This is a genomic window from Methylobacterium sp. 4-46 (assembly GCF_000019365.1).
Taxonomy (GTDB): domain Bacteria; phylum Pseudomonadota; class Alphaproteobacteria; order Rhizobiales; family Beijerinckiaceae; genus Methylobacterium.
In genome coordinates this window covers 1,092,711-1,105,562 of the sequence record NC_010511.1, presented here as the reverse complement: position 1 = coordinate 1,105,562, position 12,852 = coordinate 1,092,711, and the positions used below count along the sequence as shown (strand labels likewise).

14 protein-coding genes and 2 pseudogenes are annotated in these 12,852 nt (G+C 67.3%); 11 read left to right on the top strand and 5 right to left on the bottom strand.

Annotation, left to right across the window (positions count from 1 at the left end; genetic code table 11):
* Positions 1-422: 422 nt before the first annotated feature.
* Positions 423-1,835: an FG-GAP-like repeat-containing protein gene (locus tag M446_RS34710; protein ID WP_012330939.1), complete on the bottom strand. Its 1,413-nt coding sequence runs from the start codon at positions 1,833-1,835 to the stop codon at positions 423-425.
* A 623-nt stretch (positions 1,836-2,458) separates the two neighbouring features.
* On the opposite strand from M446_RS34710, the gene M446_RS04695 reads away from it, so the two are divergent.
* A complete protein-coding gene (locus M446_RS04695) occupies positions 2,459-2,638 on the top strand; it encodes a hypothetical protein (RefSeq protein WP_018262509.1) in 180 nt (59 codons plus the stop codon).
* A gap of 389 nt (positions 2,639-3,027) precedes the next feature.
* Positions 3,028-3,234 carry a hypothetical protein gene (locus M446_RS34705; protein WP_026190899.1) on the top strand — a complete coding sequence of 69 codons (207 nt, stop codon included), beginning with the start codon at positions 3,028-3,030 and terminating at the stop codon, positions 3,232-3,234.
* Positions 3,235-3,264: 30 nt separating this feature from the next.
* On the opposite strand, the gene M446_RS04685 is transcribed toward M446_RS34705, so the two are convergent.
* Positions 3,265-3,618, bottom strand: coding sequence for a hypothetical protein (locus M446_RS04685; RefSeq protein ID WP_265576531.1), 354 nt, complete (start codon positions 3,616-3,618; stop codon positions 3,265-3,267).
* 244 nt (positions 3,619-3,862) lie between these two features.
* On the opposite strand from M446_RS04685, the gene M446_RS37980 reads away from it, so the two are divergent.
* From M446_RS37980 to M446_RS37975, 6 genes and pseudogenes are all read left to right on the top strand, one after another.
* Complete coding sequence (locus M446_RS37980; protein ID WP_168169133.1) at positions 3,863-4,021, top strand: hypothetical protein; 159 nt, start codon at positions 3,863-3,865, stop codon at positions 4,019-4,021.
* A gap of 1,209 nt (positions 4,022-5,230) precedes the next feature.
* Entirely contained in the window at positions 5,231-5,578 is a 348-nt protein-coding gene (locus M446_RS04675) for an EAL domain-containing protein (protein WP_265576530.1), read from the top strand.
* Positions 5,579-5,989: 411 nt separating this feature from the next.
* A pseudogene (locus M446_RS36765) lies at positions 5,990-6,274 on the top strand (Arm DNA-binding domain-containing protein); the annotation flags it as partial.
* A 778-nt stretch (positions 6,275-7,052) separates the two neighbouring features.
* The gene (locus tag M446_RS04670) at positions 7,053-7,547 is read left to right on the top strand and encodes an HD domain-containing protein (protein ID WP_012330935.1); all 495 of its coding nucleotides are present in this window, start codon (positions 7,053-7,055) and stop codon (positions 7,545-7,547) included.
* A gap of 409 nt (positions 7,548-7,956) precedes the next feature.
* Positions 7,957-8,160, top strand: coding sequence for a hypothetical protein (locus tag M446_RS04665; protein ID WP_012330934.1), 204 nt, complete (start codon positions 7,957-7,959; stop codon positions 8,158-8,160).
* A gap of 74 nt (positions 8,161-8,234) precedes the next feature.
* Positions 8,235-8,402, top strand: coding sequence for a hypothetical protein (locus M446_RS37975; RefSeq protein ID WP_012330933.1), 168 nt, complete (start codon positions 8,235-8,237; stop codon positions 8,400-8,402).
* A gap of 295 nt (positions 8,403-8,697) precedes the next feature.
* On the opposite strand, the gene M446_RS04660 is transcribed toward M446_RS37975, so the two are convergent.
* Positions 8,698-8,949 carry a hypothetical protein gene (locus tag M446_RS04660; RefSeq protein ID WP_012330932.1) on the bottom strand — a complete coding sequence of 84 codons (252 nt, stop codon included), beginning with the start codon at positions 8,947-8,949 and terminating at the stop codon, positions 8,698-8,700.
* On the bottom strand, positions 8,949-9,242 hold the full coding sequence (locus tag M446_RS36760; protein WP_150108572.1) for a hypothetical protein: 294 nt from the start codon (positions 9,240-9,242) through the stop codon (positions 8,949-8,951). The genes M446_RS04660 and M446_RS36760 overlap by 1 nt, the downstream gene beginning before the upstream one ends.
* Positions 9,243-9,912: 670 nt before the next feature.
* On the opposite strand from M446_RS36760, the gene M446_RS04650 reads away from it, so the two are divergent.
* Complete coding sequence (locus tag M446_RS04650; RefSeq protein ID WP_012330931.1) at positions 9,913-10,107, top strand: hypothetical protein; 195 nt, start codon at positions 9,913-9,915, stop codon at positions 10,105-10,107.
* Between the two features lie 163 nt (positions 10,108-10,270).
* Here the strand turns inward: M446_RS04650 and M446_RS34690 are convergent.
* Positions 10,271-10,474, bottom strand: a pseudogene (locus M446_RS34690) (DDE-type integrase/transposase/recombinase); the annotation flags it as partial.
* Between the two features lie 427 nt (positions 10,475-10,901).
* Here M446_RS34690 and M446_RS04640 point away from each other — a divergent pair.
* Entirely contained in the window at positions 10,902-11,105 is a 204-nt protein-coding gene (locus M446_RS04640) for a hypothetical protein (RefSeq protein ID WP_018262521.1), read from the top strand.
* Positions 11,106-11,289: 184 nt separating this feature from the next.
* The gene (guaB, locus tag M446_RS04635) at positions 11,290-12,783 is read left to right on the top strand and encodes an IMP dehydrogenase (protein WP_012330930.1); all 1,494 of its coding nucleotides are present in this window, start codon (positions 11,290-11,292) and stop codon (positions 12,781-12,783) included.
* The last annotated feature ends 69 nt before the right edge of the window (positions 12,784-12,852 follow it).

Here is a 12,852-nt window from a genome sequence, read left to right as displayed (position 1 = left end):
ATGAGCTGGCGCCTTACCTCGACCGCGCGGCTCTCCTCGCGGTTGCGCTCTCAGCACGGGCCGATCCCACTCCGCGCAATCTCGGTTCGCGCATCCCCGCCGAAACCGCTCCAGGGCGCCCTGCAGGCCTCAATCGGCCGTGCCGAATGACGTGGTCGCAGATCCAGGCGACCGGGTGCAGCCGGGCGCACCTCGCCGAGATCGCCAAGCGGATGGCTTCATAAACCCGCTTACCCGTCCCGCGCCGCCTCGCGCGGGGATGAATACAACCGTGTTCCGAGCGAGACAACTCATCGTTGGTGAAGGCGGGTGTGATGGGCCGGTGGAGCGCAACTCAGCTTGCCGCAGTCACCGGCATGTAAAGCGCAACCTCGTGTGACCTGCAGGGCCAAGTCGGTCCTGCAGGTCACGCGTGAGATGAATTAGGCAACAGCAGTCCAATTCGAGGCGATCGTCCCGATATTTGGCGCTGATGCGACCTGACCACTGCTGTTGAGCTGCCACTCGTTTACGTGCCCGGCTGTGTCCCGCCACATCAAGTCAGTTCGGCTGTCACCGTTATAGTCGCCCGTCCCGATCAGCGACCACTCCGAGCCAATCGTGCCAATATTAGGTGCCGAGGACGCCCGACCGTTGCTGCCCATCAGCCACTCATTCACGTGGCCGGCCGCATCTCGCCAGAGCAGATCACTGGTGCCGTCGCCGTTGAAGTCGCCCGTTCCCAGCAATGTCCACTCGCCGCCGATCGTGCCGATGGTGGGTGCCGAGGACACCTGACCGTTGCTGCCCATCAGCCATTCGTTGACGTGCCCGGCCGTATCCTGCCAGAGGATGTCGCTGATGCCGTCCCCGTTGAGATCGGCCACGCCTTTCACGGTCCACTCAGAGCCAACAGTTCCGATGTTGGGAGCCGAGGTGACCTTGCCATCGCTGCCGAGCAGCCATTCGTTGACGTGCCCGGCCGTATCGCGCCAAAGGATGTCGGACCGGCCATCTCCGTTCAGGTCACCGATACCCTGCACCGACCATTCGGAACCGATGGTTCCGATGTTGGGCGCGGACGTGACCTGACCGTTACTGCCCATCAGCCATTCGTTGATGTGCCCGGCCGTATCCTGCCACAGAATATCGGTTTTATCATCCCCGTTGAAATCCCCATTGCCTCTAATGCTCCACTCAGAACCAACGGTTCCGATGTTTGGAGTTGAAATAATCTGGCCATTGCTGCCGAGCAGCCATGCGTTAATGTGACCGGCTGTATCGTGCCAGAGCACATCGGTTGTTCCGTCGCTGTTAAAATCACCACCTAGTCTGGTCGTGGTCGTGAGAGCAGCCCCATATAGCGCCCTGATAGCATCTATATCTGATGTCACAGGATTTGTGACAGACGAATTTAGAAATGTGTTCATGACTGCCGGTGAGGCGTCGTAGTGCCCTATGCCAATGGCATGCCCAATTTCGTGCAAGGCAACATCATAAAGGTTAAAGCCGTCGCTGCTCAATATACTTCCGTTTGACGCGGTCCAGTGCTCTCCGCTGTCGAATTGAATTGTTGCCGACTGAAAATTCTGCCCGGAAAATGTGTAATTTGTCTGTCCAAGAATCCTGTCTAGCCCATCTATATAGTTGTCGCTAATAGCTATGTTGGCGCCAGCCATATGGTCAACCTGCTGGAAGCGAATGTTTCCGTATTGAGACCACTTCGAGAAGGCGGCTTGTATTACGGGAGCAAATGAACCTGGTACAGTATTATCAACTGACCAAGTTACGATACCCCCGCTTGAGCCGTATGATCCGCCGCCCCATCGAGGACCTTCCAAAACGTAATCAACCATAGGGTACCCTCCACGGCCTCCAGAAATGATGTCATCTCCGCCAAATTTTGCGTAAATTTCATGGCGTGCGGCTGCGTTTGGCTGTCTCGGCCGGTCTCACGCCCCCTGTACTTCCATCGCTTGCGCACGTCACGATGATAGGGCGCTTCCCACATGAGGATTGCCCTTCGTGGGCGTTTCCTCCCTAGACTTCGGGCCGCTCTTACCAGGGCGGCCTCTTTCTTTGGGCGGCGTGCGGCTCGGCGCGAGTCACAGCATTTAACGCCGTCCCGAAAAGCCCTGCTCGAACGCTCAGAGCCTGCCGGAATTGGTCCGGCAGACAACAGGAGCGATTAGGACGACACGACGCCCGGCTCACGGTCCCGACTCCGTAGCCGGGCGCTCTGCTGTTGGCAGCACTTCCTCAACCATCCTGCGGCAGTCTGTTGCTCACCGAGTTGTCCCCAGCACGGCGACAGTGACGGCCTATCCCCTCGCAAGATCGCAGGGCCGTCGCCCCTCTTGGATTGCGAGATCGCTGGCCCGCGTTGCGTTTCGGGGCAAGCGAGTGCGCGGCCGAGTCTGACCCGACCCGTCGGCTCGGCCGCCTTCACCTCCTGATTGGTCCCGGCCCAAAGCGACACATGCACGTCTACTGCCGGCTGCGGGAGCGCGGTTTCAGCCCCGTCCAGACGCTCGCCATGATCGGCGTCAGCGTTCTGTTCTTGGTGGTCGACGTGAGCTTCGCCGTCCTTGACAGCACGATCACGTCGGATGCGCACGATCTGTTTTGGGCGAGCACTCACCGCAGGGATGGCCCCTAATCAGCCCCAAGGTCCGTATTCACCGCGCATGGGGCGCAGACGCAGGCGAGCTACCTCCTGGGCGTGGCACTCCAACCCTCCGCCCCGAGCGCTCGGAGCGGAGGGGCCACCGGCGGGCCGAGGGTCTCCGTCACCGGTTTCCTTACGGCCCGCTGCCACGCCCACCCGCCACCCAGCACACGGTGGATCTGTACGTCCCGCCAAGCCCCACCGCGCGGCGCCAGGATGCCGCGCGCGTGCAGCGCCGCGGCGATCCCGTCTTGCCAAGTCGGGCCGGCGGCCCGGATGGCTGATACGCGCCGGGTGGCCTTCCAGCGTTCGATCCCGAACCACTTCAGCAACATCGCGTTCCTTGGTCCCTGGGAGAGTTCCCATGAGGAGGAACGACAATGCGTGCACGCACCCTGTTACCCTTCATCGCGCTGCTCGCGCTCACCGCGTGCAAGGATGAGAAGAAGGCCGACACGACCAACACGGCCAACCCGCCGGCAGCCACGACCGCCGCGCCGGCAAGCCCGCCGACCGGGAGCCCGGCGGCTCCGACGCCACCCTCTCCCGCCACGCCGACCAACCCCTCGCCCGCGACCAAACCGTAACGGTGGCGGCCGGGCCTCCTGAGGAGCGGATCAGGCCGCGCACCTGCTCGCGGGCTTCTGACGCTTCGGTGGGCGCTCCATCAGGACGCCTCCGCCGTAGGCTGCGGAGAGGACGCGAAACCCTCGGCGCTCGTAGAACCGCACGAGCTCGTACGTGCCAAGGACACGGCGCGCTCCCTTCGGCGGGCAGCCCTGCGCCTTGAGGATCAGCAGCACCCCGGCGGCATCGGCTGCCTGGGTCATGATCCCGATCGCCTGACCGGCATGGCCTTTCCGGCGCTCACGAAGCGTCGCGATGAACGAGACCTCGAGCGTGACGTCGTCCCGAACCGTCAGGATCACGTCGACGATGCCGGCCAGCCCCGCTGCCTGGACGCCGGCCATCGTGGCTCTGGCGGCCACCAGGGCAGGTGCAGAGGGCCCGGAGCACCTCCGCTCTCCGTAGACCAGCAATCGACCGTCCGACGGGCTCCGCGATGACATGGGCGCGGTCCCTATCCGACTCGGGGCCGGAGCCGAACCAATTCTGGGCGGGAGCGACGGCGCGGGGTCCGATCGCGATGCACGGCGACCGCGGGTCGCCCGTCGCGGCGGCTGTTTGTCTGACTTGATCGCCTGAGCACTCGGGATGGCCGGGTTCCTCATCGACCTGAAGGCCGGCACGGGCGCCAAGCCGCGCGTCGAGAGCATTTTCCGACGAAGTGGATGCCGGTTCGTCACAGAAAATGCGGCAAGATCAAAGATCGAGAGCGGCACCCGGTTGCAACGTGATCGGGTGCTGCTCTAGGCCTCGTCTGGCCTCCCGCGGCTTGGGCTCGGGGGCGAGGCCAGGGCTCCCCGAACGGTCCCTTAGTCATGAGGGGGTCGGAGGCAGAGCGACCGGGCCCGGTCGCTCTGCCGACTATGGCTTCGATGGCGCGTTCCCGGATCCCGTGTTCGCGCTTCCCGTCACTGGCAGCGACCGCGCTTTGTCGAGCAGGGTAGTGGCGGCGTCCACGCAGTCCTTCAGCGTTTCGCGAGGGCCGCATCTGACATGGATTTTCGCGTCACCCATCCTGATGTGAAACGAAGAGCCTCCCCCCGGCGCTTCGGCTCCATAGCCATGCCAATAGGACCGATCCCAATCCTCATTGGGGCGGTATCGCGTATCATCCCTTCTGCTGTTGCCGCGGTCGTATGACCTGCCTCTGTCTTCATCCCGTGATGAGCTTTGAGCGATCACCGGGAGCGGCAGTACAAGAAGGCAGGTTGCAGCAATGAGGGCCTTGCGCATTTGGGCGCTCCACAGATTGAGCCTAGGGAACTCGTGTGGACTACCGGCAGGTCTCGCGATACTGACGGCAGTTGCCGCGTCCACGCTCGCCTAGCTCATCCTTGTTGAGGCAGGCTTGGCGCAGTTCCGCGCAGAGATCGCGGCGCGAGCGACGTCCACACTCTTCACGGTAGCGCCGGCAGTTGCCCTCGCCGCGCTCACCCAATTCGTCCTTGTTCTCGCATGCTCGCCTGAGCTGCTCACATCGACCGCCCCCGCGACCTCCATCTCCGAAGCGAACACCGCCCGGCCCGATCTCGATCCCCTGTGAGAAGGCTGTGACCGGCACAATAAATAGTGCCGCCGCGGCAGCAATGCCCAATGCATACGGGCGCATGACGTCGCCTCCCTCTGCTTTGTGAAGGACGCAACAAGGTGCTTGCGGAAAGGGTTCCAGCCCGTTGGCAAGCGCACCTTCGCCAAAACCTTCATGGGCGTGATGGGGTGTACGGAGCAGCAAAGAGCCCGCCGCGGTCGGAGCCGGGCAGGCCGAGGAGATCCCCACGGATCGAGGGCACCCTGCATGGGCAGGCGGGAGGCGTCCCGCCGGTGAGCTCTCAGCCCAGCTGATCCTCGCCCATTCTCGGTCGAGGGCAGCCGGACGGCTCACCGCTCCAGGCTGGCGAGATAGCGGATCACATCCTCCACCAGACCTCGGTCAAGCTGGAATTCCGGCATGCTCGGGTGACCGGTCCGGATGCCCTCGGCCAGCGACTCGGCGAGTTCTTGCTGCACTACCAGCCGGCCCTCGACGTTGCCTCCCGGGCGATTGTCGCGGTCGAGGCGCTGGTGCGCTGGAACCACTCGACCCGTGGCCAGCTCGGCCCGGGCGTGTTCGTCCCCCTCGTGGAGGAGACGGGTCCGGTCGTGACGCCCGGCGAGTCGGTGCTGCGGCTCAGCATGACCGTGACGGCCGAGGGTGTGGAGACGCCCGCGCAGTTCGCCTTCGTGGAGGTCGAGGGCTGCGCGCAGGGGCAGGGCTGCCTGACCGGCAAGCCGCAGGCCCCTCTCGGACTTGCTGCCGGTCCTTGAGGGCACACCGCTCTGCCGGTCAGACCCCCACAGGTGTGGTTTGTAGCATGCGGGGCCAGCGTCAGGCTCGATCGCATCGAGCGGTGCCGTCAGGCGGCCTGAACCCAAGCGCGACCCACCGCCGCAACCATCGTTCGCGGGCACCCATAGGCGTCCGCCTCAAGCCGCCGATCCGATGTGGGTAAAATCGTGGATGTGTAAGATGTAATTTTTACTAAGCCGTTCTAAAGATTCATTAATTTACCCCAGATTGGCGAGAAGATCCGCGAGCTGACCGTCCGTACTGGTGCGCATGTGACCGCTAAGTCCCTTGAATGGCCGAGGAAGGCACAGCCCGTCGTCCGTGATGCGCCGCAGGAGCTCGCCGAAACGCGCGATGACGGTGCGGGGAGGAGCGTGAGAACAGCAGGCATGACCGGGACGCTTTCCACCGTGAGGGTCGCGACGCTGAGGACGCCGGGGATGTCCGGCGACGGTGGCGGCCCGTGGCTACAGGTGACGGGCAACGGAGCCAAGAGCTGGATCTTCCGCTTCACCCTGCGCGGCAGGGCGCGAGCTATGGGGCTCGGCTCAGCCTCGCCATTCTCGCTCGCGGAGGCCCGCGACAAGGCACTTGTCCGCCGAAAGTTATGCGCGGAGGGGATCGACCCGATTGAGGCGCGAAAGGCGAAGCGCCAAGGTCTTGCGGCTAGGGCGCGCACGCGTTGGCGGTCCGCATCAAGCCCCTCCGTGCCTCCCCCGACCTGGAACAGGTCAGTCCTTCAGCGCGGCGGCCTGAGGAGCGGGTGCGGCTCGTGGAGATCGGCCTCGACGCTGAGGAGAAGCGGGGAAAGCGCCCGTGATCGCTGCCTCCGCGCGGGCAGGGAAGCTCACCCACTGAGCGAGATCAACACCGCCCCGCGCCGCCGTGACACTCTCGTTGGTCCAGTCGGACCGGGGAAGGCACGGCCTCCACGGCTGGCCCTGGGCCGGTCCGCGCAAGCCGCCATGCCCGCGAGGTCCCATGGCGGGCTGTTGCGTGGAGGTGCGGCGGCCGGGCCCGCTGTGGGGGGCGGAGCCCGGCCGCTGGCTGCAACGACCGACCGCTGGATCGGGGATGTCAGGCGGTCGCTGCCTTCGCCCCCGCCGGGGAGCGAGGTCGGTCTCGGATAGAAGGGCACCGGCCCGGGATCCCTGCAAGGCGAGAACGAGGTGAACCCGGGCCGCCGTGCCGGATGGGGGTTCAGCACGGCAGGCGAGAGTGTGGGCCGGAATGGTTAACGAGATCTTAACCACGGCGGGATGCCCGACGGGCATCCCGTGGCGCCGGGCGTCGGTCCAGATCCGGCCCGTGACCCGTCCGAGGCCGAGATGCGCATGGCCGTCCGGACCGCGATCCTGCAGGCGCGGCCCGCCCAACGACGCTGCCTCCGCAGCGCATCCTCCGGGACTGAGTTAATCCTTCGGATGGTGTGACGGATCCGAGGGGCGGCCCATGATGACGAGTGCCGACGCGAAAGCCCTGGCCCGCATCCAGCACGCCGGGCAGGTCGACGAGGCGGGCGAGCCCTTCATCGAGCACCTGGATCGCGTGGTGGCGGTGGCCGAGATCCGGGCTCGGCACGCCCGGCAGGCCGGGCTGAGCACGGATGTGGATGCGATCGTCCAGGCTGCATGGCTGCACGATGTGGTCGAGGACACCCCCACTACCGCGGAGGACCTGAGAGCGGCCGGCTTTGCCGAGCCCGTGATCGAGATGGTGCAACTGCTCACGCCGTCGGACGATGGCCGGACCTGCGCCGAGCGGGTCGCGGCCCTCATCGCGAGTGGCAATCTCGGGGCGATCCTGATCAAGCTCTCGGACGACGAGGACAATGCCGACCCGTACCGGGCGCAGCCGGAGGAGGCCGAGCGCCTGGAGCGGCGCTACGCGGCGTCGATGGTGCGGCTGCGCAAGGCCGCGGCGGCGCTCGGCTACACTGGGCCGTGAGAGGCAATCCCCGTCGCGGCGACGACGCGCAGGGCCGTGAGATCCCGCCGCCCGCGCGCGGCCGGCTTCGTGCCGAGGGCGACGGCCTTCGCTGCGAGGCGCGGGGCAATGTCGCCCGGCGCGCCGGCGCGGAGATCACCGCCCGAGCGGGACGCCCATCCGGATGCCTCCGGTGTCGCGAGGTGGCGCGACACGGCGGGACGGCGTGCCGAAACGGGGAGCGAGGACTCGTGGCACGGGACGCTGACCAGCCGGCACAAAAGATCCTCGAACGAGACCCGTTGCGGTGTTTCCCCGTGGAGCCGGCAACACTCGACGACCCCCTCTCCCGTCCGAACGTCGGCGTGACGTGGGTCCGCCGAGGATCCACTCGCGTTGTTCTATCTGTGATCCGCGGAGGGACAGTGAGATGGGCTGTAATGAGGAGTTTGCCGCCGACCTCAAGCGAGAGCACGAGCGCCTCGGTCGCCTGCTTCAGACGGTCGACGGGTGCCGCTGGTGGACGGATGCCGAGCCCGGGCCCGAGAAGGTCGCGGCCCTGCAGGAGCGGACGGCACGGATCCGCGCCGCCATCGACGACATCGAGCGTGTCGTCAGCGCGATCGGAGGCTGAGCGGGCCTGGCGAGGAACCGGTCGCCGTGCCCTGCGCTGCCCCGTGTTGAGGCCTGCAACACGGGAGCACGGCAATGGAGATCGGGTTCGGAATGCTCAGCGCGACGGGCGCGATGCTGGTCTGCAGCGGGCTGGCCGTCGGCATGATGGGGGCGATGGGCTTGGTCGGGCGCCTCCTCTCGGGGGGAGACGCGAGGGAGCCGCCCGTCACCGACCCGAACCGCGAGACGAATGCGCGCTGACGCGACAAAGGCCGGGCCTGGCAAGCACGAACGCGCTGCCGCTCCGGGCCGTGAGGCAGACCCGCCCAGCGTGCCGCCTCCGCCCCGGGCCCGGCCCGCGATCTCCGGTCCCGCCACCTCGCGCTGGAACTCCCGGGCTGCCTCGGCCGTTTGGAGGCATCTCATTGGAAGCCCCCGATGACACTGACTGGAGCCGGCCGAGGCTGATCCTCGCGCCGGCTTCGTTTTGCGCACCGCGCGCTGTCCGCGAGGTCTGCCGCGGAGGGATCGCGTCTCCGGCGGCCAAGGCGCCGCTTCAACTCTTCATTGTGGGATTGCGTTCGCAGGTGCCGCCCACATGCTCCGCGATGGCTTCGAAGGCGGCGTCGATCGAGGGATGGTGCGCGGGGATGCCTTCGAGGGCGCCCTGGGGGTTCACCACGATGCTGACCTTGGGCGAGTCCATGATTCTCTGAACCGCACCCAAGGAATATCCCGAGCGGTCGGTGAGCCACCAAGTGCTTTCGTCCTCCACGGGCGTGGCAATGACGTCCACGGTCCGGATCATCACAGCATGAACTCCAAGCACTCTGAGGAATTGGCCAAGGGCTGGCCGTTCTTGGGTGCCATCTCAGGCGATGCGACCAGTTCAGCGCTTGAAGGGCAGGCACAGTGTGTGCCGGCGATGCTCTCAGCTCTTGCGAGTGCAGGGTCAGCGAGGCCGCGACGGTAGATCAACGCCACCGCATACCAGAACGCAGCACTGTCACCGCCAAGCCGTGCGATGCTCTCCTCAATGCGTTCTCGCGCTTGCTGGGCAAGATCCTCTATCTGGGCAAGAGGCACCTCAAGGTCGGCCATGGCTGCCTTCCGAATGTTAATCGCTGTAACATCAACGTGGCAAGCAGCCATTGGTGCCGCGTGCATGGGGGCACGCAACCGGCACGTGAGGTTGATGGGAAGGCGATCGAGGCACGCCGTCCCCGTGGCGCGACGCGTGATCGCCCCTCCCGCGATCCCGGCTTCCTGCGGACCTTCGCCGAACCTGGCCACGGGGTGGGCAGGAAGGCCGGAGGCGACCGCAACGCGGCGCGCGTCGTACCGGTCAATCGCGGAGCTTCGCGCGGCCGGCATCTCCTCTGCCAGCGGCATCGCCCGCGCCCTCACCGAGCGGGGTATCCCGACCGCGCAGGGGTCGCCACGCGGGACATCCACCGCGGTGCAGAGAGTGCTGAACCGGCCTGCCCGCCGCCCGAGGCCCGCCGCTCTCGGCCGCCTGCGGCAGGGACTGCTCGGTGATCCGGCGCGCGCGAGTTCCCTCGGCCGCCACGCCTGCGCGTCGGTCGCCGCCGTGTCCCCGCCCGTCGGATCAGCTTTGAGCGCGAGGCCGCAGTCGCACCGTCCTGGCGTCCGACGCTCTCGTGCGGACACGTGCCCTGAAGCACAGATCAGTGCGGCCGTGTGGTGCAGTAACAGCGCATGAAGCGGCGAATAGCGCTACTTCGAACCTGATATTGAAGGAGAAACGACGATGACCCACTCGAATGACGATCAGGAAATCATGCCGCAGCAGCTGTCAGAGCAGGAGCTCGATGATGTGAACGGTGGAATGAAGTGGACCCGCGGTACTGTAAACTCAGACGTCGTTGATGCTCGCGGAGGATCGTACATGATCGCCGGGGTGAGGGTCAACTTCGGTGCGGATGGTAGCTTCACTTTCGGCTGAAATACTCAATGCACCTGCATCCGAGGTCGGCTGAGCTCTGAATCATTGAAAGACACGGTTAGCGTGGTGCTGGCTTCGAAGGGGGCGGGACGCCGGGGCCTCTCGCAGACCCGGCGCCGAGACACGGGGACTCGGCCGTCCCGCTTCCACCCCGTCTTCGCGACGGCAAACCGCAACACCTCGCGAGCGGTTGGTTCTGCTCCCGCACGGTCCAGGCGCCGGCCAATCCGAAGCTGTTGCGCAGCCACGGCATCGCCTCGAAGCCCGGGATCGCGCGCCGGGCCGTATCGAACGACCGAAACCCGCTCACCCGCGGCATGGACCGCTGCACCCGGAAATGGTCGCTCCCGATCCCTTGCTGCCGGTGGAGGTCTCGTCCAGGCGCACGGCGCCGCTTTGCGGCTCGCGGAACCGGCGCGGGCGGCGCTCGATGGCGGGCGTGGAGGCGAGCGCCCACCGGATGATGGTGGATCCACCTCCATCCTCCGCTCCGGGAGTATCTCCTTTCTCTCGCGGCAGGTGAGCGCGGCGCAGGGACCGATCGGATGGAGCGGTGACGCTAGGCCACGTGAACGCCAAGCGCGACCGACCGCCGCAATCCGCCACGGCCCCGCCGGCGCCGCGCCGTCGCGCGGGACCCGCCGGGAGCCCCGGGAGGAGGGGAGCGGTGTCGTCACCGTGGCGGGCCCGGGACCGGGTCGGTCTCCCCCCGCCCGGCGCCGCGCCGCGGTCGATCCGGAACGCCGGGCGGGTCCGGGCCGTTCTCGGGCGACACGCCATCTCGGGAGAATCCCATGCGCACCAGATTCCTGCTCGCCGCCGCGCTCGCCGGCTCCTGCCTCCTCGCGGCCGGCGGGGCCGAGGCCAAGGGCTGCCTCAAGGGCGCCGTGGTCGGCGGCGCGGCGGGCGCCGCCGCGGGCCACGGCAAGGCCGGCGCGGCGGCCGGCTGCGCCATCGGCCACCACAACGCCAACAAGGCGAGCCAGGGCCAGAAATAGGGCCCCCAGGCGCCTCGCCCCGCGCCGCGCTCTGCGCGGCGCTCGGGCGCGGGTTGCCGCGGGCGCATGCGGCCCTCGTTGCCGCTTTGCGCCTGTCATGGACGCGTGCTATCGGCCGGTGCCAACTCGTTCGAGGCTGGGATGCTGCCGCGCCCGGCCCCTTGCCGCATCCAGGAGTTGGTTCATGGCCCCCATCGTTGGCGACCGCATCATCGAGGGCCTGACCTTCGACGACGTCCTGCTGCGGCCGGCGGCCTCCGCGGTGATGCCCGCCGAGGTCGCGATCCACACCCGCCTCACCCGCTCGATCAAGCTCAATCTGCCGATCATCGCCTCGGCGATGGACACCGTGACGGAGGCCCGCATGGCCATCGCCATGGCGCAGAACGGCGGGCTCGGGGTGATCCACCGCAACCTGGAGCCGCACGAGCAGGCCGAGCAGGTGCGGCAGGTCAAGAAGTACGAATCCGGCATGGTGCTCAACCCGATCACCATCCACCCGGACGAGACGCTGGCCGACGCCCACCAGCTCATGCGCCAGAACGGCATCTCGGGCATCCCGGTGGTCGAGCGCGGCCCCAACGGCTCGAAGGGCAAGCTCGTCGGCATCCTGACGAACCGCGACACCCGCTTCGCCACCGACACGAGCCAGCCGATCTCCGAACTGATGACCCGCGACCGGCTCATCACCGTGCGCGAGGGCGTCACCCAGGACGAGGCCAAGCGCCTGCTGCACCAGTTCCGCATCGAGAAGCTGCTCGTCGTCGACGACCATTACCGCTGCATCGGTCTCATCACCGTCAAGGACATCGAGAAGCAGGTCGCCTACCCGCACGCGGTCAAGGACGAGCAGGGCCGCCTGCGGGTCGCGGCCGCGACCACGACGGGCGAGAGCGGCTTCGAGCGGGCCGAGCGCCTGATCGACGCGGGCTGCGACGTGATCGTGGTCGACACCGCCCACGGCCACTCGGCCAAGGTGCTGGAGAGCGTGCGCCGGGTGAAGACCCTGTCGAACGCCGTGCAGGTCATCGCCGGCAACGTCGCGACCCGCGAGGGCGCCCAGGCCCTGATCGATGCCGGGGCCGACGCCATCAAGGTCGGGATCGGGCCGGGCTCGATCTGCACCACCCGCATCGTCGCGGGGGTCGGCGTGCCCCAGCTCACCGCCATCATGGAGGCGGTCGAGGCCTCGGCCGAGGCCGGCGTGCCGGTGATCGCCGACGGCGGCATCAAGTATTCGGGCGACCTCGCCAAGGCGCTCGCGGCGGGCGCCTCGGTGGCGATGCTGGGCTCGCTGCTCGCCGGCACCGACGAGGCGCCGGGCGAGGTCTTCCTCTACCAGGGCCGCTCCTACAAGAGCTACCGGGGCATGGGCTCGGTCGGCGCCATGGCGCGCGGCTCGGCCGACCGCTACTTCCAGGCGGAGGTGAACGACACCCACAAGCTGGTGCCGGAGGGCATCGAGGGGCAGGTGCCCTACAAGGGGCCGGTCGCCGCGGTGCTGCACCAGCTCGCCGGGGGCCTGCGCGCCGCGATGGGCTACGTCGGCGCCGAGGACCTCGCCGCCTTCCGGGAGCGGGCCCAGTTCATCCGCATCACCAATGCGGGCCTGCGCGAGAGCCACGTCCACGACGTGACCATCACCCGCGAGAGCCCGAACTACCCGAGCCGGACCTGACGGCCGGCGCGCTTCCGTCGACGACGAACCCCGGTGCGGCTGCGCTTGCGCCTCGTCGCGGCGGGTGCG

What these genes read in the sequence shown, in the direction of transcription:
- M446_RS04685 (WP_265576531.1), bottom strand. Translation starts at nt 3,618, where the DNA reads ATGGCCGGCGTCCAGGCAGCGGGGCTGGCCGGCATCGTCGACGTGATC.
- M446_RS04640 (WP_018262521.1), top strand. Translation starts at nt 10,902, where the DNA reads ATGCGCACCAGATTCCTGCTCGCCGCCGCGCTCGCCGGCTCCTGCCTC.
- M446_RS34705 (WP_026190899.1), top strand. Translation starts at nt 3,028, where the DNA reads ATGCGTGCACGCACCCTGTTACCCTTCATCGCGCTGCTCGCGCTCACC.
- M446_RS37980 (WP_168169133.1), top strand. Translation starts at nt 3,863, where the DNA reads ATGGCCGGGTTCCTCATCGACCTGAAGGCCGGCACGGGCGCCAAGCCG.
- M446_RS04660 (WP_012330932.1), bottom strand. Translation starts at nt 8,949, where the DNA reads ATGATCCGGACCGTGGACGTCATTGCCACGCCCGTGGAGGACGAAAGC.
- M446_RS04695 (WP_018262509.1), top strand. Translation starts at nt 2,459, where the DNA reads ATGCACGTCTACTGCCGGCTGCGGGAGCGCGGTTTCAGCCCCGTCCAG.
- M446_RS04670 (WP_012330935.1), top strand. Translation starts at nt 7,053, where the DNA reads ATGATGACGAGTGCCGACGCGAAAGCCCTGGCCCGCATCCAGCACGCC.
- M446_RS04665 (WP_012330934.1), top strand. Translation starts at nt 7,957, where the DNA reads ATGGGCTGTAATGAGGAGTTTGCCGCCGACCTCAAGCGAGAGCACGAG.
- guaB (WP_012330930.1), top strand. Translation starts at nt 11,290, where the DNA reads ATGGCCCCCATCGTTGGCGACCGCATCATCGAGGGCCTGACCTTCGAC.
- M446_RS36760 (WP_150108572.1), bottom strand. Translation starts at nt 9,242, where the DNA reads ATGGCCGACCTTGAGGTGCCTCTTGCCCAGATAGAGGATCTTGCCCAG.
- M446_RS34710 (WP_012330939.1), bottom strand. Translation starts at nt 1,835, where the DNA reads ATGGTTGATTACGTTTTGGAAGGTCCTCGATGGGGCGGCGGATCATAC.
- M446_RS37975 (WP_012330933.1), top strand. Translation starts at nt 8,235, where the DNA reads ATGGAGATCGGGTTCGGAATGCTCAGCGCGACGGGCGCGATGCTGGTC.
- M446_RS04650 (WP_012330931.1), top strand. Translation starts at nt 9,913, where the DNA reads ATGACCCACTCGAATGACGATCAGGAAATCATGCCGCAGCAGCTGTCA.